21 protein-coding genes and 3 pseudogenes are annotated in these 23,770 nt (G+C 63.9%); 10 read left to right on the forward strand and 14 right to left on the reverse strand.

What is annotated here, in order from left to right:
* The first annotated feature begins 63 nt into the window (after positions 1-63).
* From CSV86_RS26620 to CSV86_RS33590, 3 genes and pseudogenes are all read left to right on the forward strand, one after another.
* Positions 64-1,007 (forward strand): annotated as a pseudogene (locus tag CSV86_RS26620) (LysR substrate-binding domain-containing protein).
* Positions 1,008-1,159: 152 nt separating this feature from the next.
* Positions 1,160-2,275, forward strand: a pseudogene (locus CSV86_RS33585) (Cache 3/Cache 2 fusion domain-containing protein); the annotation flags it as partial.
* A 135-nt stretch (positions 2,276-2,410) separates the two neighbouring features.
* The gene (locus CSV86_RS33590) at positions 2,411-3,142 is read left to right on the forward strand and encodes a methyl-accepting chemotaxis protein (RefSeq protein WP_376699775.1); all 732 of its coding nucleotides are present in this window, start codon (positions 2,411-2,413) and stop codon (positions 3,140-3,142) included.
* Positions 3,143-3,233: 91 nt separating this feature from the next.
* Here the strand turns inward: CSV86_RS33590 and hglS are convergent.
* Together hglS and CSV86_RS26635 are read right to left on the reverse strand one after the other, a co-directional pair.
* A pseudogene (gene hglS, locus CSV86_RS26630) lies at positions 3,234-4,609 on the reverse strand (2-oxoadipate dioxygenase/decarboxylase HglS).
* Positions 4,610-4,693: 84 nt separating this feature from the next.
* Complete coding sequence (locus tag CSV86_RS26635) at positions 4,694-5,605, reverse strand: LysR family transcriptional regulator (RefSeq protein ID WP_009395827.1); 912 nt, start codon at positions 5,603-5,605, stop codon at positions 4,694-4,696.
* A 131-nt stretch (positions 5,606-5,736) separates the two neighbouring features.
* Here CSV86_RS26635 and amaB point away from each other — a divergent pair, with 131 nt between their 5' ends.
* Positions 5,737-7,227, forward strand: coding sequence for an L-piperidine-6-carboxylate dehydrogenase (gene amaB, locus CSV86_RS26640; RefSeq protein WP_009395826.1), 1,491 nt, complete (start codon positions 5,737-5,739; stop codon positions 7,225-7,227).
* 117 nt (positions 7,228-7,344) lie between these two features.
* Positions 7,345-8,634, forward strand: a complete 1,290-nt coding sequence (amaA, locus tag CSV86_RS26645; protein WP_009395823.1) for an L-pipecolate oxidase — start codon at positions 7,345-7,347, stop codon at positions 8,632-8,634.
* A gap of 39 nt (positions 8,635-8,673) precedes the next feature.
* On the opposite strand, the gene CSV86_RS26650 is transcribed toward amaA, so the two are convergent.
* From CSV86_RS26650 to CSV86_RS26665, 4 genes are all read right to left on the reverse strand, one after another.
* Positions 8,674-10,092 carry a mechanosensitive ion channel family protein gene (locus CSV86_RS26650; RefSeq protein ID WP_009395821.1) on the reverse strand — a complete coding sequence of 473 codons (1,419 nt, stop codon included), beginning with the start codon at positions 10,090-10,092 and terminating at the stop codon, positions 8,674-8,676.
* 293 nt (positions 10,093-10,385) lie between these two features.
* On the reverse strand, positions 10,386-10,694 hold the full coding sequence (locus tag CSV86_RS26655) for a Txe/YoeB family addiction module toxin (protein ID WP_009395819.1): 309 nt from the start codon (positions 10,692-10,694) through the stop codon (positions 10,386-10,388).
* Positions 10,675-10,944, reverse strand: coding sequence for a type II toxin-antitoxin system Phd/YefM family antitoxin (locus CSV86_RS26660; protein WP_009395818.1), 270 nt, complete (start codon positions 10,942-10,944; stop codon positions 10,675-10,677). The genes CSV86_RS26655 and CSV86_RS26660 overlap by 20 nt, the downstream gene beginning before the upstream one ends.
* Before the next feature lie 128 nt (positions 10,945-11,072).
* Positions 11,073-12,569: a YifB family Mg chelatase-like AAA ATPase gene (locus CSV86_RS26665; RefSeq protein WP_009395817.1), complete on the reverse strand. Its 1,497-nt coding sequence runs from the start codon at positions 12,567-12,569 to the stop codon at positions 11,073-11,075.
* A 203-nt stretch (positions 12,570-12,772) separates the two neighbouring features.
* On the opposite strand from CSV86_RS26665, the gene CSV86_RS26670 reads away from it, so the two are divergent.
* Complete coding sequence (locus CSV86_RS26670) at positions 12,773-13,021, forward strand: helix-turn-helix domain-containing protein (protein ID WP_009395815.1); 249 nt, start codon at positions 12,773-12,775, stop codon at positions 13,019-13,021.
* The gene (locus tag CSV86_RS26675) at positions 13,011-14,264 is read left to right on the forward strand and encodes a type II toxin-antitoxin system HipA family toxin (protein ID WP_009395814.1); all 1,254 of its coding nucleotides are present in this window, start codon (positions 13,011-13,013) and stop codon (positions 14,262-14,264) included. The genes CSV86_RS26670 and CSV86_RS26675 overlap by 11 nt, the downstream gene beginning before the upstream one ends.
* A gap of 340 nt (positions 14,265-14,604) precedes the next feature.
* Here the strand turns inward: CSV86_RS26675 and dmeF are convergent, their stop codons facing one another.
* The 3 genes from dmeF to CSV86_RS26690 all read right to left on the reverse strand — a co-directional run bounded on the left by dmeF (position 14,605) and on the right by CSV86_RS26690 (position 16,215).
* On the reverse strand, positions 14,605-15,510 hold the full coding sequence (gene dmeF, locus CSV86_RS26680) for a CDF family Co(II)/Ni(II) efflux transporter DmeF (protein WP_009395813.1): 906 nt from the start codon (positions 15,508-15,510) through the stop codon (positions 14,605-14,607).
* A gap of 8 nt (positions 15,511-15,518) precedes the next feature.
* Positions 15,519-15,794, reverse strand: coding sequence for a metal/formaldehyde-sensitive transcriptional repressor (locus tag CSV86_RS26685; protein ID WP_009395812.1), 276 nt, complete (start codon positions 15,792-15,794; stop codon positions 15,519-15,521).
* A 157-nt stretch (positions 15,795-15,951) separates the two neighbouring features.
* Complete coding sequence (locus tag CSV86_RS26690) at positions 15,952-16,215, reverse strand: accessory factor UbiK family protein (RefSeq protein WP_009395804.1); 264 nt, start codon at positions 16,213-16,215, stop codon at positions 15,952-15,954.
* A 416-nt stretch (positions 16,216-16,631) separates the two neighbouring features.
* Between CSV86_RS26690 and glnK the strand changes: the two genes are divergently transcribed.
* From glnK to sutA, 3 genes are all read left to right on the forward strand, one after another.
* Positions 16,632-16,970: a P-II family nitrogen regulator gene (glnK, locus tag CSV86_RS26695; protein ID WP_002555808.1), complete on the forward strand. Its 339-nt coding sequence runs from the start codon at positions 16,632-16,634 to the stop codon at positions 16,968-16,970.
* Between the two features lie 40 nt (positions 16,971-17,010).
* Positions 17,011-18,348, forward strand: a complete 1,338-nt coding sequence (locus CSV86_RS26700; protein WP_037058946.1) for an ammonium transporter — start codon at positions 17,011-17,013, stop codon at positions 18,346-18,348.
* Positions 18,349-18,817: 469 nt separating this feature from the next.
* The gene (gene sutA, locus CSV86_RS26705) at positions 18,818-19,141 is read left to right on the forward strand and encodes a dormancy-specific transcriptional regulator SutA (RefSeq protein WP_009395717.1); all 324 of its coding nucleotides are present in this window, start codon (positions 18,818-18,820) and stop codon (positions 19,139-19,141) included.
* 197 nt (positions 19,142-19,338) lie between these two features.
* Here sutA and CSV86_RS26710 read toward each other — a convergent pair whose 3' ends face one another.
* Genes CSV86_RS26710 through lysA form a run of 5 tightly spaced genes read right to left on the reverse strand, consistent with a single transcriptional unit; the run spans position 19,339 to position 23,764 of the window.
* Positions 19,339-20,034 (reverse strand): HAD family hydrolase, encoded by a 696-nt coding sequence (locus tag CSV86_RS26710; RefSeq protein WP_009395715.1) that lies wholly within the window; start codon positions 20,032-20,034, stop codon positions 19,339-19,341.
* Positions 20,031-20,930: a tyrosine recombinase XerC gene (xerC, locus tag CSV86_RS26715; protein WP_009395713.1), complete on the reverse strand. Its 900-nt coding sequence runs from the start codon at positions 20,928-20,930 to the stop codon at positions 20,031-20,033. Before xerC ends, CSV86_RS26710 begins: the two co-directional genes overlap by 4 nt.
* Positions 20,931-21,668, reverse strand: a complete 738-nt coding sequence (locus CSV86_RS26720; RefSeq protein ID WP_009395711.1) for a DUF484 family protein — start codon at positions 21,666-21,668, stop codon at positions 20,931-20,933.
* Between the two features lie 13 nt (positions 21,669-21,681).
* Positions 21,682-22,512, reverse strand: coding sequence for a diaminopimelate epimerase (dapF, locus tag CSV86_RS26725; protein ID WP_009395709.1), 831 nt, complete (start codon positions 22,510-22,512; stop codon positions 21,682-21,684).
* A gap of 4 nt (positions 22,513-22,516) precedes the next feature.
* Entirely contained in the window at positions 22,517-23,764 is a 1,248-nt protein-coding gene (lysA, locus tag CSV86_RS26730; RefSeq protein WP_009395707.1) for a diaminopimelate decarboxylase, read from the reverse strand.
* Positions 23,765-23,770 lie beyond the last annotated feature (6 nt).

A 23,770-nucleotide genomic window follows, 5' to 3' on the forward strand; every position in this document is an offset into this window, starting at 1 on the left:
GATAAAAACGATCATTGGCATGACTAAAACTCATGCGAAGATGCGTGCCCGAGGAGGTTCTTCATGTCCAGTCGCCTACCGCCGCTCTATGCCTTGCGCGCTTTCGAGGCTGCCGCGCGGCACAGTTCCTTCACCCGCGCCGCCGATGAGTTGAACATCACCCAGAGCGCGGTCAGCCGGCATATCCGCACCCTGGAGGAGCATTTCGCCTGCCGCCTGTTCATTCGCAATGGCCGCAGCCTGCAACTGAGCGAGGCGGCGCGTTTGCTGTTGCCCGGCGTGCGCGAAGGCTTCGGCGCCCTGGAGCGGGCCTGTAGCACACTGCGCAGCGAGGAAGGTGTGCTGCGCATGAAAGCACCTTCGACCTTGACCATGCGCTGGCTGCTGGCGCGGCTCAGCCGCTTCCGTCATCTGCAGCCGGGCAACGAGGTGCAACTGACCAGCGCCTGGATGGATGTGGATCACGTCGATTTCAACCAGGAGCCCTTCGACTGCGCCGTGTTGCTGGGCGACGGGCACTTTCCCCGGACTGGGAGGTGAGCTGCCTGTTTTCCGAATGGCTGGTGCCGGTAGGCGCACCGGAACTGCTCAAGGACGGCCCTTGGGACGTGGAAAAGCTCGCCGCCTGCGAACTGCTGCATCCGACCCCGGACAAGCGCGACTGGCGCACCTGGCTGGCACGCATGGGCCTGACCGACGAGGTTTCGCTCAAGGGCGGGCAGGTGTTCGACACACTGGAACTGGGCATGATCGCCGCAGCCCGGGGCTACGGCGTGTCCATGGGCGATCTGCTGATGGTCGCCGAGGACGTGGCGCAAGGGCGGCTCAGCCTGCCCTGGCCGGCGGCGGTGGCCAGCGGGCTGGACTACTACCTGGTCTGGCCGCGCACCCGTCCGGGCGGCGAGCGTTTGCGCCGGCTCAGCGACTTCCTGCAGGGCGAAGCGCGGGCGATGCAGTTGCCAGATGTGGAAATGCTGCGGATAAATGCGGCTAACAGCGGCGAATGACCGTTTGCGCAAAATAACCGTGTTCAGCACTCAAGTATCGACCGGCGCCGCCGATGATGCACTCAAGGGCCCGCCATGAGGCCCATGTTCCCTGCCCCTTCGTGCCCCCCGGTGATCTGGATGGTCCCGGCCTCGCTCAGCCAGGAGTTTTCATGTCTCGACCTCGTGCCCGGATTGCTTCGCAGCTCGGCCTTGCGCTCGCCGTCGTGCTCGCCATTGTGATCAGCGGCAGTACCCTGTTCGCCCTGCGCTCCCTCGACCACGCCAACCTGGTCACCCGCCAGGAACACCTCACCAGCGAGGCCCGGTTGCTGGCCGACCAGCTCGGCACCTTCCATGACTCGCTGCGGGAAAGCACCCAGCGCCTGGCCGGGCTGTTCGAAAAGCGTTTCAACCGTCTCGCGGTGCAGCCAGGGACGTCCATTCCGGTCGCCGGTGTCGCCACCCCGGGCCTGTACCTCGACGGCCAGGCGTTGAACAACGATTTCAGCGAGGTGGATGAATTCCGCCAGATGACAGCGGGTGTCGCCACGATCTTCGTGCGCAACGGCGATGATTTCGTACGCATCAGCACCTCGCTGACCAAGCAGGATGGCAGCCGCGCCATCGGCACCCTGCTGGACCGCCAGAGCCCGGCCTACGCGCGGATCATGGCCGGCCAGTCCTATGTCGGGTGCGCCCTGCTGTTCGATCGCTTCTACATGACCCAATACAGCCCGGTGCGTGACGCTGGCGGTCAGGTCATCGCCATCCTGTTCGTCGGCTTCGACTACACCGACGCGCAGAAAAACCAGTTCGACAACCTCAAGCGCTTCCGCATCGGCCAGACCGGCTCCCTTGCCCTGCTCGACGAGCAAGGCCGCTGGCTGGTGCCGCCGGCGGGTGTGACCGACCTGCAACAGGCTGCTGCGGAGGCTGCCGGCTTTGTCGGAAAACCAGGCGAGGGGCGCTTCTGGAACGATGGCGTGGAAGACCTCTACAGCGTCGCCATGCCCTTCGCCGGCGGCCCCTGGACCGTGCTGGCGAGCATGCCGGAAGCGGAAATCCGCGCGGTGACCTGGAGTGTCGGCACCCGCCTGGCCATCGGCAGCCTGCTGGCGATGCTGCTGGCCGTGGGCGCCACGCTATGGCTGTTGCGGCGCAAGCTGCGGCCACTGAGCGACCTGGTGCACCAGGCCGAGGCGCTGGGCGCGGGTGACCTGGACGTGCGCCTGCAGGTCACCAGCCAGGACGAAATCGGCCAGCTCGCCGCCAGCTTCAACCATATGGGCGAGGCACTGGCGAACATGGTCCTGCGCATCCGCGAGGCGTCGCAGCAGGTAGGGCAGCGCGCCCATGCCCTGGCCGATCTCTCGGCAGGTGCCTGCGATGGCATGGACCGGCAGTCCGGCGAGATCACCAGCATGGCCGGTGCGGTGGAGGAGTTCAGCGCAACGTCAGCGAATATCGCCGACAGCATGGGCAATACCGAGCGCATGGCCCGGGACAACGCCCAGCAGACGCGGATCGGCCGTGCCTCGATGGACGAGGCTTCGACCTCGCTGCAGCAGATCGCCGAATCCCTGGGCGATACCGCCAGGGTCATCGATATCCTCGGTGCCCGTTCCCAGGACATCGGCGGCATCGTCGGCACCATCACCTCGATTGCCGAGCAGACCAACCTGCTCGCCCTCAATGCTGCCATCGAAGCGGCCCGGGCCGGAGAGCAGGGGCGCGGCTTTGCGGTGGTTGCCGATGAGGTCCGGCACCTGGCCGCACGGACGCGCCAGGCCACGGATGAAATTTCCGCGATGATCGACAGCGTGCAGCAGCAGACCGGGCACGCCATCAGCACCATGGAGCAGGGCAACCGCCTGATGCGCGAAGGGCTGGAGCGCAATGCCCGGGTAGCGGAAGCGCTGGCAAGGATCGATGAGCAGAGCCGCAGTGCCGGGGAACAGTTTGCCGTGATCACCACCGCGACCCAGGAGCAGAGTGCTACCGCGACGGTGCTGAGCAGCAATCTGCAAAGCATTGCCTCGACCAACCATGACCAGCGAGAAGTGGCGAACGATCTCGCCACCACGGCACGCCAACTGGAAGGGCTGGCGGGGCAGTTGCGCCAGGAGGTGGACCGCTTCCGCGTCCGCCACTAAGTCTCTTGGTTCATTCTGGCCTCATCGCTGGCAAGCCAGCTCCCACACTGTGGGAGCTGGCTTGCCAGCGATGAGGCCAGGCCTGACAACCTCAGAGCTCAAGTCGGTTCAGGGCCTTGAGGCAGGCCTCGATAGAGCGCTTTTCGCTCTCGGCATACAACGCCAGTTCATCCTGCACCGCCATGCCCAGCGCCTGCTCGAACGCCTCCCGGTTGGCGTTGCTGCCATAGTCTGCCTGCCCGTCATCGCCCAGGTTGGACTGGAAGATCCCCGCCGCACTGACCGGCAGGAAGTCTTCGTAGACCAACGCTTCGAAGTGGACATGCCCCGCCTCGATCAGCGCCTCCAGCGTGCCCGGGCGCTCCTGCGCCGCCAGCCCTTTCTCGGTCGGGAAGTAGCGGAAATACGCCAGCCCCTGCTCGCGCATTTGCCGTAGATCATCCGGAAATGCCTGGAACGTCTCGGCCAGCAGGCTCATGTAGAGATCGGCATTGCTCTCTGCCGGCGCTCCGCCCAGGGCTTCGCGGGTGGCGTCCAGCAACTGGTCATAGAGTTGCCGCCCCTTGGGCGTCAGCGCCGCGCCGCGCTGTTCGATCTCGCCAAAGCGCGCGGTATGGCTGCCTTCGGCATCGCGGAAAGCAATGGCCTCCTGCAAAGCCTTGAAGCTGGTCTGGCGCAACAGGATCGGATGCCGGCGGCGCGGCGGCCCTTCGATCACCGCCTTGGGTGGAATGCCGTGGGCCGGCATGCCCAGCTGGATCGCGTCGATATCCAGGGTGCGCGGGGTCAGGTGATTGATGTGCGGCCCCTTGAAGGCCACCACGTCGGCGATCAGACGGTGCTGGTCGTGCAATTGCCGGTATTGCTGCGCCGTGACCGTGGCTTCGTGATGCCAGCGGAAGGTATGCAGGGCTTCATCGACGAACGCCTGGGCATCGGCCTCGTTCAGGCCGCCCTCGCGCTCGCTTCGTTCGATCAGTTGCACGGCGCGCGGGGTGAAGATCTGGCGCTTTTCCAGGATCGACCCGGCCAGTTCACGCAGGGCCGGATCCTCGATCAGCTCCAGGCGCAGCAGTGACGTGAAGACCCGGAACGGACTGGTATGCAACGACTGCTCGTGCACCGGACGAAACGCGGTGGAGTGCACCGGCACCCCGGCACTGCTGAGGTCGTAGTAACCCACCGGGTGCATGCCATCACCGCGAACAGGCGGCCGATGGTCGCCAGCTCCGCTGCCGTGCCGACGCGAATGGCGCCGTGGCGTTCCTGGTCGAGACGCTCGATCTCGCCGGTCCAGCGCAACGCTTCGGCAACTTCCGGCCGCATCTTCAGCACCTGCCGATTGACCTCGCTCACCAGCTTCAACAGCGTGCCGTAGAGCGGAACCTCCTCCTTGTACATTGACGACATGGCGGCGGAGAACCGCGCACGGATATGGTCCGGGCTGACGAAATCTTCTGCGGGCATCGCGGGCTTCCTGATGAGTGGATCGAGGCCTGTACATGAAAGCGAGGAATGCTGATCGACTTCAAGCGAAAAAAAGTCGAGCAGTCATTCCTTGGATTCTTGATTTTCGGCTGCCACCTGTCCGCTGATCCAGTCCACCAGGCAGCGCACCTTGGGCACCTCGGCGGCGTGCTCGGAGAAGGCGAGGAAATGCGCGCCGTTGCTGCGCATGCGATGCGCCCAGGGCACCACCAGCTTGCCCTCGGCGATATCGGCCTCGGCCAAGTAACCCGGAACCAGCGCCACGCCGCAGCCGGCCTGGGCTGCGCTCAGGCACATATGAAAGGTGTCGAAGCGCGGTCCGTGATAGCTGTTGGGCGAATGCAGGCCCTGTTCGAGGAACCATTCGTGCCAGGCTTCCGGGCGGGTGGTGCTTTGCAGCAGGACGAAACCGGACAGCTCGCTGGCGTCCTCCAGGCTGCGCCCCTGCAACAGGTCCGGCGCGCACACCGGCAGCACCTCCTCGCCGAACAGCTCGATGCAGGTCGCCCCCGGCCAGGTACCCTGGCCGTAGAAGAACACCACGTCGGCCTTGGCCTGGAGCAGGGAAAACGGCTCCATCTCGTTGCGGATATCCAAATGGATATTCGGGTAGCGCTTGCCGAAGCCCTTCAGGTGCGGAATCAGCCAGCGCACGCCGAAGCTGGGCTGGGTGGCGACCTTGAGCACTTCAGTCTGCTCGCCGTAGGACATGATGTAGCGGCTGGACATATCCACCTGGGTGAGGATCTTGTTCACCTCGGCCAGATAAAGCGCGCCGGCCGGAGTCAGTTGCAGGCGGCGGCGAATGCGCAGGAACAGGTGATGGCGCAGCATGTCCTCCAGTTGCGCCACCTGCTTGCTCACTGCGCTCTGGGTAAGGTGCAGCTCCTCGGCCGCGCGGGTGAAGCTCAAGTGCCGGGCGGCGGCTTCGAAGCATTGCAGGGCGGCCATCGACGGCACCAGGCGCTTGGACATTACGGTAGCTCCAGGTCATTACCTGACGGAATGATGTGCGGAATAAAGGTCGTTTGTGGCGCTAGAGTGATCGGATTAATACTGACCCTCAACCACGATTACAACCTTTCACCGCCTTGCAGGAGAACAAAATGGTTGATGGACTGCTTGACCGCCTGGGTGTCCCGGCCAGCGCCTACACCAAGGGCAACCATCCCGTTCATACCCCGATCGACGGTAGCCTGATCGCGTCGGTGCACCTGGAGCCAGCGGCGTCCGTGGGCGCGAAGATCGCCCAGGCACAGCAGGCCTTCGAAGCCTGGCGCAATGTCCCGGCGCCACGCCGTGGCGAGCTGGTCCGGCTGTTCGGCGAAGTGCTGCGTGAACACAAGGCGGAACTGGGCGAGCTGGTATCGGTGGAAGCCGGCAAGATTACCCAGGAAGGCCTGGGCGAAGTGCAGGAAATGATCGACATCTGCGACTTCGCCGTCGGCCTGTCGCGCCAGCTCTACGGCCTCACCATCGCCTCCGAGCGTCCCGGGCACCATATGCGTGAAAGCTGGCATCCGCTGGGCGTGGTCGGTGTTATCAGCGCCTTCAACTTCCCGGTGGCGGTGTGGGCGTGGAACACTACGCTGGCGCTGGTTTGCGGCAATGCCGTGGTGTGGAAGCCGTCCGAGAAGACGCCGTTGACGGCCCTGGCCTGCCAGGCGCTGTTCGAGAAAGCGCTGGGCAGGTTTGGCGATGCGCCTGCCGGCTTGAGCCAGGTGATCATCGGTGATCGTGATGCTGGCCAGGCGCTGGTGGACGATCCGCGTGTGCCGCTGGTGAGTGCCACCGGCAGCACCCGCATGGGCCGCGAGGTCGGTCCTCGGGTCGCGGCACGCTTCGGTCGCAGCATTCTCGAACTGGGCGGCAACAACGCCATGATCCTCGCCCCCAGCGCCGACCTCGATCTCGCCGTGCGTGCCGTGCTGTTCAGCGCCGTCGGTACGGCGGGGCAGCGTTGCACCACCCTGCGTCGGGTGATCGTGCACCGTTCGGTGAAGGACGAAGTGGTGGCGCGGGTCAAGTCCGCATACGCCAAGGTCCGCATCGGTGACCCGCGCGAGGGCAACCTGGTCGGTCCGCTGATCGACAAGGCTTCGTTCCTGTCCATGCAGGACGCGCTGGCCCGTGCCCGTGACGAAGGCGGCCAGGTCTTCGGTGGCGAGCGTCAGTTGGCCGATCAGTATCCGAATGCCTACTACGTTGCGCCGGCCATCGTGGAAATGCCGGGCCAGACCGAGGTGGTGCGCCACGAGACCTTCGCGCCGATTCTCTATGTAATGGCCTACGACGATTTCGACGAGGCCCTGCGCCTGAACAACGAAGTTCCGCAAGGCCTGTCCTCGTGCATCTTCACCACCGACCTGCGCGAGGCCGAGCGTTTCCAGAGTGCGGCGGGCAGTGACTGCGGCATCGCCAACGTCAATATCGGCACCAGTGGCGCGGAGATCGGCGGGGCCTTTGGTGGCGAGAAGGAAACCGGCGGTGGCCGTGAATCCGGATCGGACAGCTGGAAGGCCTATATGCGCCGTCAGACCAACACCGTGAACTACTCCCGGGAGTTGCCGCTGGCCCAGGGCATCGTGTTCGACTGATTCGCAAGCAAGCACACTCCTGCGGGACCGCCACGGTCCCTGTGGGAGCTGGCTTGCCAGCGATGCTTTTCAGGTTCAGACATAACAAGATCAATACCTGCTCCGGGGACCCCACCCATGCCCGACCTGCGTCAACAATGCTTGTGGGAACACATCACCCCGCCTGCGGCCCCCGCTTCGGTTCTCAGCACCGATGCGGTCGCGGACGTTTGCATCATCGGCGGCGGCATCACTGGCCTTTGCGCCGCCCTGCACCTGCTGGAGCAGGGCAAGTCGGTGGTAGTGCTGGAGGCCCGTGACATCGGACACGGCGGCTCCGGCCGCAACGTCGGCCTGGTCAACGCTGGCACCTGGATCCGTCCCGACGATGTCGAAGCCACCCTCGGCCTGCAGCAGGGCAGTCGCTTGAACAAGGTGCTGGGCGAGGCCCCTGCGGAAGTCTTCGCCCTGATCCAGCGCCTCGGCATCGATTGCCAGGCGCATAACGATGGCACCCTGCACATGGCGCACAACGCTACCGGTGTCGCCGACCTGCAGGCCCGCCACGCGCAATGGACCCGTCGCGGTGCCGACGTGGAACTGCTCACCGGAGCCCGCTGCGAGGATTACTGCGGCACCCGGCAGATCTCCGCCGCCCTGCTGGACCGCCGTGCCGGCACCATCAATCCCATGGCCTACACCCGCGGCCTGGCCGAAGCGGTGGAGCGCCTGGGCGGGCGCATCCACACGCGCTCCCCGGTGCAAGGCCTGCAACGCAACGGCAGCCGCGGCTGGCAGGTAAAGACGGCGAAAGCCGTGGTGGAAGCCGAGAAAGTGGTCATCTCCACCGGCGCCTATACCGAAGGCGACTGGACCGATCTGCAAAAGCATTTTTTCCGCGGCTACTACTATCAGGTCGCCTCGGTGCCGCTGCACGACGCTGCCGCCGACAACGTGCTCAAGCATGGCCAGGGCTCCTGGGACACCCGCACCGTGCTCAGCAGCATCCGTCGCGACGATCAGGGCCGGTTGCTGCTGGGCAGCCTCGGCCGGGTGGACAACAAGCCGTCATGGTTCATCCGCCGCTGGGCCGACAGGATCCAGGGCCATTACTTCCCGGAACTGGGCAAGGTCGAATGGGAAATGCACTGGACCGGCTGCATAGACTTCACCCCGGACCACCTGATGCGCCTGTTCGAACCGGCGCCGGGCATCGTTGCCGTCACCGGCTACAACGGCCGCGGCAACACCACCGGTACGGTGATCGGCAAGGCGTTTGCCCGTTTCCTGATGCAGGATGATCCCGCCGCGCTGCCGATCCCGTTCTCGCCGATGAAGCCGGTGGCGGTACCGGCGCTGCGCACCGGCTTCTATGAAACCGGGTTCTCGCTGTATCACGCCGGGCAGTGCCTGCGGGTGGTGCTCTGAAGGCTTGCGCGGTCCAGGTAGGAGCGTCGATACCGAGGTTCAAGGCTTGCGCTGCAGCCAGTTGAGGAAGCCGCCTTTCTTGATCGCGGCGGGCTTCTGCAACAACAGTGATTGGCTGTTCTGCTCGCGGACGCTCTGCAGCTTGCCCAGGGCGTCCTTCACTTCATGGCGCTGTTCCAGGCATTGCTTCACTTCGGCCTTGTCGATGCGATAGAGCAGGCAACTGGTCAGGGTGCGGAACTCCGCCGCCGAGGTGGCTTCGTCCAGCAAGCCTTCGACGCCAAGTACTTCGCCCGGGCCCATGCGACCGGCTTCCAGCAGTTTCTCGCCATCATGGACCGCCGCCGACACCACGCCTGTGCCGATCACCAATACATGATCGGAGGCCTCGTCGACGCCGAGGATCACCTGGTCCGCCGGGTATTCGACGGCGATCATGCGCTGGCTCAGGCTGTCCTTTTCCTCGCTGCTCAGGGCGCGGAAGATGCGCACGTCTTCCAGCAGGCTGCGTTGCCGGCTCCAGGGGCGGGTGTCGTTTTCCGGGTTCCAGATCACCCCGGCAGCCACCAGGTGCCGGTGGGCCAGGTCGAACATCTGGTTGCGCACGGTGGTCTTTTGGTCCATCGCCGCGACGAAGCCGCTGGCCTCGTATTCCACCGACTCCAGGGTCGACGCCTTGATCGTCGCCTTGGGCTTGGGCACTGCCAGCAGGGCGCTGCTGCCTTGCAGGGTTTTCTCCAGGGCATCGAGCACCTTGCGCGGGCGCACGCTGGCGGGAACGACCACGCTGATGGACACCCCATGCACATCGTTGGGCCGGCTGAAGTTGAGCAGCTTGGCCTTGGCCGCCACCGAATTGGGAATCACCGCCATGCTGCCGTTGCCGGTGAGCAGGCGGGTGGCGCGCCAGTCGATATCGATCACCTTGCCCTCGGTGCCGTCGATGCTGATCCAGTCATCGATCTGGTAAGGGCGGGTGGTGTTGAGGACGATGCCGGAAAACACGTCGCTCAGGGTGCTCTGCAAGGCCAGGCCGATGACGATGGCCATCACGCCCGAGGTTGCCAGCAGGCCTTTGACCGGTAGCTGCATCACGTAGGCGGCTGCGGCGACGATGGCAACCAGGAAGATAACCGCGCCGAGGACGTCCTGCAGCAGGCGGCCGGTGTGGCCGCTGCGGGCGATCAGCATCAGGCCGATCACCACGGTCAGCGTGCGCGCGGCGAACAGCCACCAGGTGATCTCGAGGACGGTGGCGAGCAGGTTGCGGGCCAGGTCTTCGGGCCAGGGCGGCGGTTGCAGCGGGCTGATGCCGGCGCTCAGCAATACCCCGGTGAACAGCAGGAAGGCCACGACCCGCGCGGCGGTGCGCCAGTTGCGCCGTTCCACGGGAATGGCGCGCCAGAGCAGCAGGTCGAGAAGCAGGAGGAAGGCGCCGAGCAGGAGAGGGTAGGGCATGGGGGTCTCGGGAGTTGGGCCTTGGGTGGGTGTGGTGTGGCTGATGGCCTCATCGCTGGCAAGCCAGCTCCCACAGGGACTTGCGTGCACCGTACCTGTGGGAGCTGGCTTGCCAGCGATGCGATCTCAAATGTCATTCGAAACAACAGATTTCACAATGGTCTGTTGCTGAATTCCTTCGGGTATTTCGCACCGCCTTCCCTGCCCGCTTGGGCTCCCACGGTCGTTGATAGTCTGACGACCGGGTTTCGCAATCCGAAGCAAGCATTGCTGGATGCGGTGTTAGCGAGGCCTCATTCGTAATGGTAGCGGCAGGCGATGACAGTCAATGTCCCAGCTTCATACATGTAGATCAGGCGATGCTCCTTGGTGATCCGGCGAGAGTGGTACCCGCTTAAGTCACCCTTAAGGGGTTCAGGTTTTCCAGTGCCTGTGAAAGGTGTTCGTAGGCATTCGGAGATCAAGCGATCCAAAGCGATGGAAATGGCTTCATCATTGGTTTTCCAATGCTGGTAGTCCTTCCAGCCGTGGGGAGTGAACGAGACAGACACTCCGCGCCGAGCCTGCTCCTTGTTGCGCTGTTTAGTCTTCTGTTGGGACATTCAGAGCAATCTCCTGAATGAAAGCCTTCCCTGCCTTGTGCTGAGCGATGGATTCGCGCAGCCACGCGGCATTCTTCTCGTTACCCAGCAGGTAGACGGTTTCAGCCATCGAGTTGTAATCCTCAAGAGACATGACAACCACTGGCTCGCCTCGCTGGCGGGTGATTACTGCCGGTTCGTGGTCCCGGCAAACGTCATCCATGGTCTGTTTCAAGTTGGCCCGCGCCTCGCTGAAAGTAAGTACTTGCATTTGTGTTGTTTCCTTCCTGGGGGCAGGCCAGGGTAACCGGAGAGTGAACGTCGATCATGGTACAGAACATTGTACCTTTCAAGATCGCTTCATCCGAAACCTGAAACCCTCGTCTGAGCTCCCGGGGTTTACTCCTGCCCCGCCGGCCGATACTGCAACGCCTCCGCCAGATGCTCCCGCCGGATATCCTCGACCTCTTCGAGATCGGCCAACGTCCGCGCCACCTTGAGCAACCGATGCGCTGCCCGCAGCGACAGGGTCAGGCGTTCGCAGGCATGTTCCAGCCATCGCTCGTCCTCTGTGGATAACCTGCAATGCCGGCGCAAGCCGGGCAGGTCGAGGAAGGCATTGGCGCAACCTTGCCGTTGCTGCTGGCGCTCACGGGTGATTGCCACCTGGCGGGCGACGGTGGCGCTGTCGGGGCCGTCTTCGCTGTCGGGAGAAAGTGCCGTGGCTTCACGGGCGACGGTGAGATGCAGGTCGATGCGGTCCAGCAGCGGGCCGGACAGCTTGTTGCGATAGCGCTGCACCAGTTCGCTGCTGCAGCGGCAGCGGCCAGTGGGGTCGCCGAGATAGCCACAAGGGCAGGGGTTCATTGCCGCAACGAGCTGGAAGCGCGCCGGAAAGCGCACCCGGTCGCGGGCTCGGGCGACCACGATCTCGCCTGACTCCAGTGGCTCGCGGAGCACCTCCAGCACGCGACGCTCGAACTCGGGTAGTTCATCGAGGAACAGCACGCCGTGGTGGGCCAGGGTGATTTCGCCGGGCGTCGGACGTGACCCTCCTCCGACCAATGCAGGCCCGGAAGCAGAGTGATGGGGATGTCGAAAAGGCCTTTGTGGCCAGCAGTCCAGCGGCTTCGGACTTGCTACCGATTGAATCGCCGCAACCTCCAGCGCTTCGCGTTCATCCAGCGGCGGAAGCAGCCCGGGCAGGCGGCTGGCAAGCAGGGTTTTCCCCGTCCCGGGCGGCCCCGTGAACAGCAGGTTATGCGCCCCTGCCGCAGCCACCAGCAGCGCCCGCTTCGCTGCCAACTGTCCCTGCACCTCGCTCAGGTCCGGGTAGGGCCGGGGATTGAGCAACAGCCCGTTAGGCTGGTACGGCATCAACGGCTGCTGTCCGCTGAAATGCCCGACCAGCTCCAGCAGATTGTCTGCCGCATACACCTCTAGCCCCGACGCCATGCAGGCTTCCTCGGCATTCGCCTTCGGCACCACCAGCGCCCGCCCGGCATCGCGGGCAGCGAGTGCCGCAGGCAGCACGCCTTGCACCGGCCGCACCGCTCCGGACAACGCCAGTTCGCCGAGACACTCCACCTTGTCCAGCGCCGCCTGGGTGAACTGTCCATTGGCCGCCAGCAAGCCCAGCGCAATTGCCAGGTCGAAACGCCCGCCGTCCTTCGGCAGATCGGCAGGCGCCAGGTTGAGGGTGATCCGCCTCTGGGGAAATTCCAGCCGGGAATTGACGATCGCGCTGCGCACCCGGTCCTTGCTTTCCTTGACCGTGGCTTCGGGCAATCCGACCAGGGTCAGGGTCGGCAAACCGTTGGCGAGATGGGCTTCGATAAGAACCGGCGGCGCCAGCACCCCCACCTGGGCGCGGCTGTGGACGATGGCGAGGGACATGAACGCTCCATGATCGATGCGGGGCCGCGTCGTGCGGTTTTGCAAGGATAGTGGCGGGTTCGGAGGCGGGTTGGGGGAGATTACTTCTTGGTGTGTCCGGAGGGTGAGCAGTAGAAACTCGATGATCGCTTCATACTCAGAATGAATGCTATACAAGTCATATGCTAGCCTTCAGCCAGAAATGTCTTGTATACGGTGCAAAAATGGAAGCCATCGGCCGGACCATCAAGAACCTCCGCAAACAGAAAGGTCTTTCGCAGTCAGAACTGGCAAGCCAGTTGGGCATGAGCCGCTCGACCATCTCCGGGATCGAAAACAATACCGTGCCCGAGATTGGTATTCGCAAGGTCGAGGCCATCCTCAACATGCTTGGATATACCCTGACGGCTGTCGCCCAGCGCCGGCGACCAACGCTGGACCAGCTGAAAGAGGCCAACTTCCATGAGCAATGAAGCCTTGAACGTGGCGGTAAGGGGCTTGGATGTCGGCAGCCTGGCGCGCGCGGACTCTACACTGGGCGCCACGTCCTTCAGATATCGCGATTCGGCTGCAGAAGGCCAGGCGGTGTCATTGACGATGCCAGTACGCCGGGATGACTACCTTTGGGAGCGCGGTCTGCATCCCATCTTCGAGATGAACCTGCCCGAGGGCTTTCTCAGAAGCCGACTGCAGCAGATGTTCGCCAAGGTCATCCATGGATTCGACGATCTCGATCTGCTGGGCATCGTAGGCCCTCACCAGTTGGGGCGAGTGATCGTGGGTGGTGATTCAGAAGGCTCGATGCCAGGCACCTCCATCCATGAGCTGCTTGTCCATGATGGTGCGCAGGGACTGTTCGAGGATCTGCTTGCCAGATATGCCAAGTATTCAGGCGTTTCCGGGGTGCAGCCGAAGGTGCTTGTGCGCGACGAGGATGTCGAAGGCGTCGAGCGGGTTACGCACCGGGGAGCGACGCACATCGTCAAGGCCTGGCGCGATGAGGATTACCCTGAGTTGGCCGCGAATGAGTTCTTCTGCATGCGAGCCGCCAAGCTGGCTGGTTTGGAGGTGCCTGGATTTCAATTGAGCAACGGCGGCAAGTTTCTGATCGTCGAGCGATTCGATATCGGCGAGCAGGGCTATCTGGGCCTTGAAGACTTCTGCGTGCTCAACGGCTGGGGCGCCAATCGCAAGTACGATGGCAGCTATGAAGGTGGCGTGCGGCAGATTAATACGTGGGTCGAGCCATCGCTGCGTCAGGCGTCATTGCTGCAATATTTTCGTTGTGTGGCCCTGTCGGCGGCGGTGCGAGGCGGCGACGCTCACATGAAGAACTTTGCGCTCATGTACGACAGCACCAGCGAGGACGCCGTGATCAAGCTGGCCCCTGCCTATGACATCGTCACCACCACGCCCTACAGCCCGCAGGACATGATGGCGCTGATGATGGAAGGGAGTAAGGCGTTTCCAAAGCATAAGCGGCTGGCTCAGTTCGGACGCGTGACGTGCGGGTTTTCCGAGCGGGTCGTGGAACAGACCCTGCAGCAGATCGCTGACGGTATCAGCGATGCTCGAAAGGAAATGCTCGAGTACCTCGGGCAGAACCCGCAATTCGAACTGATCGGCACCAGGATGCTGGATGCCTGGAATATTGGTGTGGCCCGCAGCTTGATGTCGGAGAAGCGGGCCAAGGTCTTTGATAAGGTTAAAAAGTGATGGAGAGGCAATCGCGGGTAAACCCCCACAGGGGCCGGGTACATCGCCGGATCCACGGTGAGGCTGATGGCCTCATCGCTGGCAAGTCGGAGCGCCGAACCGCAGCTCCCACAGGGTTCTGGGTCAACCGCAGCACTCGTGCCCGGCGCGGACCTTGTGGGAGCTGGCTTGCCAGCGATTGCGGTAGTGAATTCACCATCGCAATCGCGGGTGAACCCGCCACACAGGGTTCGCGCCGCACCAATGGATGTTGTACAGCCTGGAATTGCATCGTATAGAAGTCATTTCACGGTCTTTACTACCAAATGCCTTCTATACGATGCAATTAGCAGGGCCGTTCTCACCCCGCCTGCACCTCGACGGTCAGATGCCGCACCTCATGCACCGGCACCAGCCGCTGCCGGATACTCGCCAGGTCCACCCCGGCCTTGCCCACCACGCTGATAATCGCCGCATGCGCATCAGGCCCGACCCGCCAGACGTGCAGGTCGGTAATCCGCGCATCCCCCGGCTTTTCCACCCGTTCGCGAATCTCTTCGGCGACATGCTCGTCCGTCTGGTCCAGCAGCACTCCGGCCGTGACCTTCATCAAGCTCCATGACCAGCGTGCAATCACCAGCGCACCGACAATCCCCATCAGCGGATCCAGCCACACCCAGCCCAGGAACCGCCCTGCCAGCAGCGCGGCGATCGCCAGCACTGACGTCAGCGCATCGGCGATCACATGCAGGTAGGCCGAACGCAGGTTGTTGTCGTGGTGATGAGGGTGGTCGTGGCCATGCTCATGATGATGGTCGTGATTGTGGCCATGCCCGAGGAGCAGCGCACTGGCGATATTGACCAGCAACCCGATCACGGCGATGAAGATCGCCATGTCGAACTGCACCTCGCCCGGCTGGAACAGGCGGATGGTCGATTCGACGCCGACGCTGAGCGCCACGATGCCAAGGATCAGCGCCGAAGCGAAGCCACCCAGGTCCCCGACCTTGCCGGTACCGAAGCTGTAGCGGGAACTGCCCGCATGCCGTCGCGCGTAGGCATAGGCCGCCGCCGCGATACCCAGCGCCCCGGCATGGGTCGCCATGTGGAAACCGTCGGCCAGCAAGGCCATGGAGCCGGTGATGTAGCCGGCGGCGATTTCGGCCGCCATCATCACCAGGGTGAGAATCACCACCCACAAGGTGCGGCGAGCGTTCTGGTCATGGGCGGAGCCGAGAAACTGATGGTCGTGCGTGTGCTCGGTCATGACGGTGCTCACTTCGAATAGCGGCGGATGGCTTCGAGCAGTTCTTCCACGCCCCGGGCGCGCTCTTCGTCGCTTAGCTCGGGGTTGGCGACATGCTCGCGGGCGTGGTCTTCGATGATTTCCTCCAGCAGCCCGTTCATGGCGCCGCGGGTGGCCGCCACCAGGTGCAGGGTCTTGCCGCAGTCGGCACCTTCTTCCAGGGCCTTTTCCACCGCCTGCAACTGACCGGCGATGCGCTTCACGCGCTTGAGCAGCGCGTCCTTTTTAACGTGGGTGTGTGACATGGCTATACCCCCCCTGCCTATCGGATAGGGCGCAGCATTGCATACCCCCTCCCCCTATACAAGCGACAGGCGAACGAAGGCCGGGACGAGCAGCGGAAAAGGCAGGAGGGTTGGCCGCAAGACCAGCGCAGGGGCGCGCCGGTCGGCAACCGGAACATCACTCGCTGGTGATGGGGTTCAGGCGGGCTTCGAGTGCTTCGACCTTGGCTTCCAGTGCTTCGAGGCGGGCGCGGGTGCGGGCCAGGACAACCATCTGGCTGTCGAATTCTTCACGGCTGACCAGGTCGAGCTTGCTGAAGCCGCTTTGCAGCAGCGCCTTGAACTGGCTCTCCAGCTCGCTGCGCGGTTGCGTGGGGTCATTGCTGAACAGGCGCGAGGCCTGGTCGCTCAGGGCATCGAGAAAGGCTTTGGGCGCGAGCATGTCGGACGCTCCTGTTTCGAAAAGAGGGCGGGCAGTGTAGCACGGGCGATTGGCCACCTCTCACTGCACGCTTTTTGAACATGTCTCGCCGATGCCGCGCACCGTTGTAGTGCGTCCATTTGCCTGCTGGCTACTGGCCAAGACGGGATATTCCCTCCAAGTCGTTGTAATCCGGAGGTTTCCCTGACATGGCACTGTTTCTGCTAAGACCATCGTGACCCATGCACTGATGCAGTCCCAGGACGAGGCAGTGCTCAGGCGGAGCGATGACACGAAGTTTGTTGCCTGGTGCCGGTTTCGCCAGTCAGCCCTACGGATTAAAGGCTGACGAAACGTTACAAAGCCCAGGCACTGCGCTTAGACTTGAGTCGGGTTTGTTTTCCTGGGGCAAGTCCACCTATTCGGGAGAGAGTTTCATGAAGCTAGTCACTGCCATCATCAAGCCGTTCAAACTGGACGATGTGCGCGAGTCGCTGTCCGAAATCGGCGTGCAGGGCATCACTGTCACTGAAGTCAAAGGCTTCGGTCGGCAGAAGGGTCACACCGAGCTGTATCGCGGCGCGGAGTACGTGGTCGACTTCCTGCCCAAGGTCAAGATCGACGTCGCCATCGACGACAAGGATCTTGACCGGGTCATCGAAGCCATCACCAAGGCCGCCAACACCGGCAAGATCGGTGACGGCAAGATTTTCGTGGTGAATCTGGAACAGGCTATCCGCATCCGTACCGGCGAAACCGATACCGACGCGATCTAACAAAAGCCGCCCCAAACCCAACGCCCCAGGAGAAAACAACATGACTCTGCGTAAATTCGCAGGGCTAGGAGCCCTTTTGTCCCTCGTAATGCCAGCTGTCGCGCTGGCCGAGGAAACCGCTGCGGCCACTGCGGCTCCTGCGCTCAATTCCGGCGATACCGCCTGGATGCTGACTGCCACTGCCCTCGTGCTGTTCATGACCATCCCCGGCCTGGCGCTGTTCTACGGCGGCATGGTGCGTTCGAAGAACGTGCTGTCGGTGATGATGCAATGCTTCGCCATCACCGGCCTGATCAGCGTGCTGTGGGTCGTCTTCGGCTACAGCCTGGCCTTCGATACCACCGGTATGGAACAAGGCGTCACCAACTTCAATTCCTTCGTCGGCGGCCTTTCCAAGGCCTTCCTCGCCGGCGTGACCCCGCAAAGCCTGACGGCGGCCTTCCCGGAAGCGGTCTTCGTGGTCTTCCAGATGACCTTCGCGATCATCACCCCGGCGTTGATCGTCGGTGCATTCGCCGAGCGCATGAAGTTCTCCGCGATGCTGGTGTTCATGGGCGTCTGGTTCACACTGGTCTATGCGCCAATCGCGCACATGGTCTGGGCCGGTAACGGCGGCCTGATGTGGGACTGGGGCGTGCTGGACTTCGCTGGCGGCACCGTGGTGCACATCAACGCCGGTATCGCCGGCCTGGTGGCGTGCCTGGTACTTGGCAAGCGCAAAGGCTTCCCGACCACCCCGATGGCTCCGCACAACCTGGGCTACACCCTGGTCGGCGCGGCGATGCTGTGGGTCGGCTGGTTCGGCTTCAACGCCGGTTCCGCTGCTGCTGCCAACGGCACTGCCGGCATGGCCATGCTGGTGACCCAGGTCGCCACTGCCGCCGCTGCGCTGGGCTGGATGTTCGCCGAATGGATCACCCACGGCAAACCAAGCGCCCTGGGCATCGCTTCGGGTGTGGTTGCCGGCCTGGTTGCCATTACCCCTGCCGCCGGCACTGCCGGCCCGATGGGCGGCCTGGTGATCGGCCTGGTATCCGGCGTGGTCTGCTTCTTCTGCGCCACCAGCCTGAAACGCAAGCTGGGCTATGACGACTCGCTGGATGCCTTCGGCGTGCACGGCGTCGGCGGTATCGTCGGTGCAATCCTTACCGGTGTGTTCGCCGCACCGGCCCTGGGCGGCTTCGGCACTGTGACCGACATCGGCGCGCAAGTCTGGATCCAGGCCAAGGGCGTCGGCTTCACCGTGATCTACACCGCCATCGTCACCTACGTGATCCTGAAAGTGCTGGACGTAGTGATGGGCCTGCGTGTGAACGAAGAAGAAGAGTCGGTCGGCCTCGACCTGGCTCAACACAACGAGCGTGGCTACAACCTGTAACCCGCCGAGAAAAAAACTTGCCCGGCTTGCCGGGCATTTTTTTGTCCCGGATTTGCTCTGCGCACGGCAAGCAAACGGTTTTTCGCTGCAGGTTCATTCTTGTTGCAAAGGCTGTCCGATTGTCAGCGGAAAACTTACAGTCTGCGGGGCGTTTTAGGCACTTTGCTTTTTCATCCGGCACGCTAGAATGCGCGCCGTGGGGTGATGGTGGCCTGTTCACACACTTCATGGCCCTTTGCTAGGCTTGCTGTTGAGCGAGCCGATCGGCGGGGACGAAACCGGGGTTATTTGAACCGGCAGCTCTTTATTTGGTCAGGCTCTGAAGGGCCTGCACAGCGTTCGCCAGCGGTAGCGGCGGGCGCTGTCGATCATGGGCAACACGTGATCGATGATCTTTCTCCAGCAGTCGTAAACCTCTACGGCGACTGGTCTATAACTAATCTGCTTTTCGCAAGTCATGAGGTAGAACATGAGCGACGACGATCTGGAAAATGACGACCTCGAAGTAGGCGATGAAGACGAGGGCGATGAAGGCCTCGAAGCGGCGGCCGATGACGTAGCCGAAGACGCTGGCGACGACAGCCCGGCCCCTGCGGCGAAGGGCAAATCCAAGGCAGCGGTCTCGGTCGACGAGATGCCGAGCATGGAAGCCAAGCAGAAGGAGCGCGACGCGCTTGCCCGTGCCATGGAAGAGTTCCTGGCGCGCGGTGGCAAGGTGCAGGAAGTCGAGGCCAACGTGGTCGCCGATCCGCCCAAGAAGCCTGACAACAAATACGGCAGTCGTCCTATCTGAGACCGTCGTAACGAAAAGCCCGCCATTACACAGCGGGCTTTTTTATGCCTGAAGGGCGACTCGTACCTTGTGGGAGCTGCGGTGCGGCGGTCCGACTTGCCAGCGATGAGGCCGGCCATGACAGCGATGTTGTCCGGGCTTACGCAATCGCTGGCAAGCCAGCTCCCACAGGTTTTTTGCAAAGGCTGATGGAGAGGTTAGCGCCAGCGGGCGAGGACATCCGGCAATTGCGACAAGCGCTGAATCTCCGCATCCGGCTTGCCGTCAGCCTCCCACGCCTTGCCCTGCGGGTTGAACCAAACCGCCCGCAGGCCGGCGCGCTGGGCCCCGGCAATGTCATCGCCGGGATGATCGCCGATATGCACGGCCGCCCCGGCAGCCGCCTCACCCTGGCGCAGCGCTTCGAGAAACGGCGCCGGATCCGGCTTGCCGATCCCCAGGTCCTCGGCGCAGAGCGCAAACTTGAAGTAATCCGCCAGGCCCAGGCGCCGCACGTCGGCGTTGCCGTTGGTGACCACGCCCAGGGTGTAGTGGCGACGCAGCAGTTCCAGCACCGGCTGCACCTCGGGGAAGACTTCGATCTGATGGCGTGCGTGCAGGAACACTTCGAAGCCTTCGTTGGCCAGCTCGCGGGCCTTGTGCTTGCTGTAGCCCACCTCTTCCAACGCATGGAACAGCACGCGCCGGCGCAGGGCGCTGATGCGGTGCCTGAGGCTTGGCTCGGCCTGCACCACCCGCTCGCGAATGGCGTACAGGTGTTCCACCGGCACTGCGCCGAGGCTTGGCGCATTGGCCGCCAGCCAGTCGCGCAGAACCGCTTCGGCACTGACGATCACCGGCGCGGTATCCCACAGGGTGTCGTCAAGGTCGAAGGTAATCAGCTGGATACTCATGAGTCGTCGCCCTTACTGCGTTTGGCACGAGGATGCGCGCTGTCGTAGACCGCGGCAAGGTGCTGGAAATCGAGGTGGGTGTAGATCTGGGTAGTCTTGATGTCGGCGTGGCCGAGCATCTCCTGGACGGCACGCAGGTCCTGGGACGATTCCAGCAGGTGGCTGGCGAAGGAGTGCCGGAGCATATGCGGATGCAGGTTCTGGCCCAGCTCCCGCTCACCTGCAGCCTTTACCCGTAGCTGGATGGCCCGCGGCCCCAGGCGCCGGCCCTGCTGGCTGACGAAGACGGCACTGTCCTTGGGGTTGCTCAGCGCGCGCAGGGCCAGCCAGTGTTCCAGTGCCTCGCGAGCCTTGCGCCCCACCGGCAGGACGCGGGTCTTGCTGCCCTTGCCGTGCACCTGGACCAGCCCTGCCGGCAGGTCGAGCTGCTCCAGGTCGAGGCTGGTCAGCTCCGACAAGCGCAGGCCCGAGGAATAGAACAACTCCAGGATCGCCTGGTCGCGGCGGGCGAGGAAGTCGTCTTCGACACCGCCTTCCAGCAGTTGCAGGGCCCGGTCTGTATCCAGCGTGCGCGGCAGACGCCGCTCGCCCTTGGGCGCAGATAGCCCGTTGGCCGGGTCGTGCTCGCAGAGGCCCTCGCGGTTGAGGTATCGGTACAAACCGCGCACCGCTGAAAGCAGGCGGGCCAGGCTGCGGGAGGACTGGCCCTGATGGTGCCGGCGCGCGATGAACTGACGCAGATGCTGGATCTGCAAGGCTTTCCACTCGGTAATACCCACCGTGGCGCAGAATGCCAGGACGCTGTCGAGGTCGCGTCGGTAGGCCAGCCGGGTGTGCTCCGACATCTGCCGCTCGCTGCGCAGATGGTTGCAGAACGCCTCCAACTGGCGCTCCATTCAGCGTACCGGGCGCAGGGTCTGGGTCAGGCGTGGTACGACGCGACCGAGGACTTCGGCGATGTAGCCGAGGAACAAGGTTCCGACGGTGCTCTTGTAGTGGTGCGGATCGCGGCTGCCGATCGCCAGGACGCCGTGCAGCCCCTGGTTTTCCAGGGCCGCCACCGCGCTGGAGCCGACTTCCTTGCGCTGTGCCTCGCCAAACAGGAAGTCCAGCTCGTGGTCGCGCAGGTTGCCGCTCACGGTCTTGCCGCCACACAGCAAGCCGCCGATGGCCTGCTGGGCTTCGCTGGCCGGAACCCAGCGGCCTACCGGCGCGGCATTTTCGCCGAACAGGATGAGGCTGACGAAGGGCACCTGGAAGTCCTGGCGCAGCCGGTCTTCCACGGCCATGACCACGGTTTCCAGGCTGTCGGCGTCGAGCAGGTCGAGAATCAGGCGGCGGGTCTTCTCGAACAACCGGTCGTTGTCGCGGGCGACATCCATCAGGTGCGAAAGACGGTGGCGCATTTCGATGTTGCGGTCGCGCAGCAGCTTGAGCTGGCGTTCCACCAGCGAGACGCTGTCGCCGCGCTGGTGGGGAATCTGCAGTTCCAGCAGCAGCTCGTCATGTTCGGCAAAGAACGTGGGATGGGCGCGCAGGTAAGCGGCCACGGCCTCGGCCCCGACGTCGGGCGTGGAGCCCTCCACGAGGTTGTCGTCGGGTTCCGCGGCTGGCGCCTGGGGCTGATCGGTCATGGCTGGCACTCACTCATAGACGAACCTGTCCTTCGTAGACCCGCACCGCCGGGCCGGTCATCAGCACCGGTTTGCCCGGGCCGCCCCACTCGATGGACAGGCGTCCGCCGGGCAGGTCGATCAGCAGCGGCGAGTCCATCCAGCCCTGGCTGATGGCGGCCACTGCGGCAGCACAGGCGCCGGTACCGCAGGCCTGGGTTTCCCCGGCGCCGCGCTCCCAGACGCGCAACTGGGCGCGGTGACGGTCGACGACCTGGAGAAAACCGACGTTGACCCGCTGCGGGAAGCGCGGGTGGTTTTCGATCTGCGGGCCGAGATCGTGGACCGGTGCGTTGTTGACGTCATCGACGCGCAATACGGCGTGGGGATTGCCCATCGACACGGCCGCCAGCTCGACGGTCTGCCCGCCGACTTCCAGGGGGTAGCTCAAGGCCTGGGCCGGCGCCTGGAACGGGATTTCCGTCGGGGCCAGGCGCGGTGGGCCCATGTCCACGCAGATCTGCCCGTCGTTGCGCACGTCCAGCTCGATGATGCCGCCTTTGGTTTCCACGCGGATGCGTTTCTTCGCGGTCAGGCGCTTGTCGAGGACGAAGCGGGCGAAGCAGCGCGCGCCGTTGCCGCATTGCTCCACTTCGGAGCCGTCGGCATTGAAGATGCGGTAGCGGAAATCCACTTCCGGGTTGCTCGGCGCCTCGACGATCAGCAGCTGGTCGAAGCCCACGCCGGTATGGCGATCGCCCCATTGCCTGGCGTGCTTGGGCAGGATGTGCGCGTGCTGGCTGACCAGGTCGAGGACCATGAAGTCGTTGCCCAGGCCGTGCATCTTGGTAAAACGCAAAAGCATCGTGTCACTCCGGCAGCAGGCTTTCGCCGGCGAACAGCTCGGCTACGGTCTCGCGGCGGCGCACTTCGAAGGCCCGGTCGCCATCGACCAGCACTTCGGCGCAGCGGCCACGGGTGTTGTAGTTGGAGCTCATGACGAAACCATAGGCGCCCGCGGAGCGAACGGCCAGCAGATCGCCTTCGGCCAGGTTCAGGGCGCGGTCCTTGGCAAGGAAGTCGCCGGTCTCGCAGATCGGCCCGACCACGTCGTAATGGCGTGGTTCGCCGGCGCGTGGTCGCACGGCGCTGATGTCCATCCAGGCCTGGTACAGCGCCGGGCGGATCAGGTCGTTCATCGCCGCGTCGACGATGGCGAAATCCTTGTGTTCGGTGTGCTTGAGGTATTCCACGCGGGTCAGCAGCACGCCGGCGTTGGCCACGATGTGCCGGCCCGGTTCGAAGACCAGGGCCAGGTCGCGGTCGCCGAGGCGCTCGCGCACGGCCTTGATGTAGTCGCCGGCCAAAGGCGGCTCTTCATCGCGATAGCGCACGCCGAGGCCGCCGCCGAGGTCCAGGTGCTGGAGCAGGATGCCGCAATCGCCAAGGCGATCGACCAGCATCAGGATGCGGTCGAGGGCGTCGAGGAACGGTTCCAGCGAAGTCAGTTGCGACCCGATGTGGCAGTCCACCCCGACCACATCCAGGCTCGGCAGCTGTGCGGCGCGGATGTAGACCTCTTCGGCATCGGCGATGGCGATGCCGAACTTGTTCTCTTTCAGGCCGGTGGAGATATACGGGTGGGTGCCGGCGTCGACATCCGGGTTGACCCGCAGCGACACCGGGGCGCGCACGCCCATTTCGGCGGCGACCTGGGCCAGGCGCTCGAGCTCTTCGGTGGACTCGACGTTGAAGCAGTGCACGCCGACCTCGAGGGCGCGGCGCATGTCTGCGCGGGTCTTGCCGACACCGGAAAAGACCACGCGGTCGGCGCGGCCGCCTGCAGCCAGGACACGCTCCAGCTCGCCGCCGGAAACGATGTCGAAGCCCGCGCCGAGGCGCGCCAGGACGTTCAGCACGCCCAGGTTGGAGTTGGCCTTGACCGCGAAGCAGACCAGGTGCGAGGTGCCCTGCAGGGCATCGGTGTAGCTACGGTACTGGGCCTCGATATGAGCGCGGGAATACACGTAGGTCGGCGTGCCGAAACGTTCGGCAAGGACCGACAGGCCTACACCTTCCGCGAACAGCTCGCCGTCGCGGTAGTTGAAAGCGTCCATCGGGTT

Source organism: Pseudomonas bharatica CSV86 (genome assembly GCF_000319305.2).
Taxonomy (GTDB): domain Bacteria; phylum Pseudomonadota; class Gammaproteobacteria; order Pseudomonadales; family Pseudomonadaceae; genus Aquipseudomonas; species Aquipseudomonas bharatica.

Bases quoted from the DNA above. Each gene is read 5' to 3' on its own strand.
- CSV86_RS26710 (WP_009395715.1), bottom strand. From the start codon at position 20,034: ATGAGTATCCAGCTGATTACCTTCGACCTTGACGACACCCTGTGGGAT.
- CSV86_RS26665 (WP_009395817.1), bottom strand. From the start codon at position 12,569: ATGTCCCTCGCCATCGTCCACAGCCGCGCCCAGGTGGGGGTGCTGGCG.
- amaB (WP_009395826.1), top strand. From the start codon at position 5,737: ATGGTTGATGGACTGCTTGACCGCCTGGGTGTCCCGGCCAGCGCCTAC.
- CSV86_RS26660 (WP_009395818.1), bottom strand. From the start codon at position 10,944: ATGCAAGTACTTACTTTCAGCGAGGCGCGGGCCAACTTGAAACAGACC.
- dapF (WP_009395709.1), bottom strand. From the start codon at position 22,512: ATGCTTTTGCGTTTTACCAAGATGCACGGCCTGGGCAACGACTTCATG.
- CSV86_RS26720 (WP_009395711.1), bottom strand. From the start codon at position 21,668: ATGACCGATCAGCCCCAGGCGCCAGCCGCGGAACCCGACGACAACCTC.
- CSV86_RS26690 (WP_009395804.1), bottom strand. From the start codon at position 16,215: ATGCTCGCGCCCAAAGCCTTTCTCGATGCCCTGAGCGACCAGGCCTCG.
- sutA (WP_009395717.1), top strand. From the start codon at position 18,818: ATGAGCGACGACGATCTGGAAAATGACGACCTCGAAGTAGGCGATGAA.
- CSV86_RS26670 (WP_009395815.1), top strand. From the start codon at position 12,773: ATGGAAGCCATCGGCCGGACCATCAAGAACCTCCGCAAACAGAAAGGT.
- dmeF (WP_009395813.1), bottom strand. From the start codon at position 15,510: ATGACCGAGCACACGCACGACCATCAGTTTCTCGGCTCCGCCCATGAC.
- lysA (WP_009395707.1), bottom strand. From the start codon at position 23,764: ATGGACGCTTTCAACTACCGCGACGGCGAGCTGTTCGCGGAAGGTGTA.
- CSV86_RS26675 (WP_009395814.1), top strand. From the start codon at position 13,011: ATGAGCAATGAAGCCTTGAACGTGGCGGTAAGGGGCTTGGATGTCGGC.
- xerC (WP_009395713.1), bottom strand. From the start codon at position 20,930: ATGGAGCGCCAGTTGGAGGCGTTCTGCAACCATCTGCGCAGCGAGCGG.
- amaA (WP_009395823.1), top strand. From the start codon at position 7,345: ATGCCCGACCTGCGTCAACAATGCTTGTGGGAACACATCACCCCGCCT.
- CSV86_RS26685 (WP_009395812.1), bottom strand. From the start codon at position 15,794: ATGTCACACACCCACGTTAAAAAGGACGCGCTGCTCAAGCGCGTGAAG.
- glnK (WP_002555808.1), top strand. From the start codon at position 16,632: ATGAAGCTAGTCACTGCCATCATCAAGCCGTTCAAACTGGACGATGTG.
- CSV86_RS26655 (WP_009395819.1), bottom strand. From the start codon at position 10,694: ATGTCCCAACAGAAGACTAAACAGCGCAACAAGGAGCAGGCTCGGCGC.
- CSV86_RS33590 (WP_376699775.1), top strand. From the start codon at position 2,411: ATGGCCGGTGCGGTGGAGGAGTTCAGCGCAACGTCAGCGAATATCGCC.
- CSV86_RS26700 (WP_037058946.1), top strand. From the start codon at position 17,011: ATGACTCTGCGTAAATTCGCAGGGCTAGGAGCCCTTTTGTCCCTCGTA.
- CSV86_RS26650 (WP_009395821.1), bottom strand. From the start codon at position 10,092: ATGCCCTACCCTCTCCTGCTCGGCGCCTTCCTCCTGCTTCTCGACCTG.
- CSV86_RS26635 (WP_009395827.1), bottom strand. From the start codon at position 5,605: ATGTCCAAGCGCCTGGTGCCGTCGATGGCCGCCCTGCAATGCTTCGAA.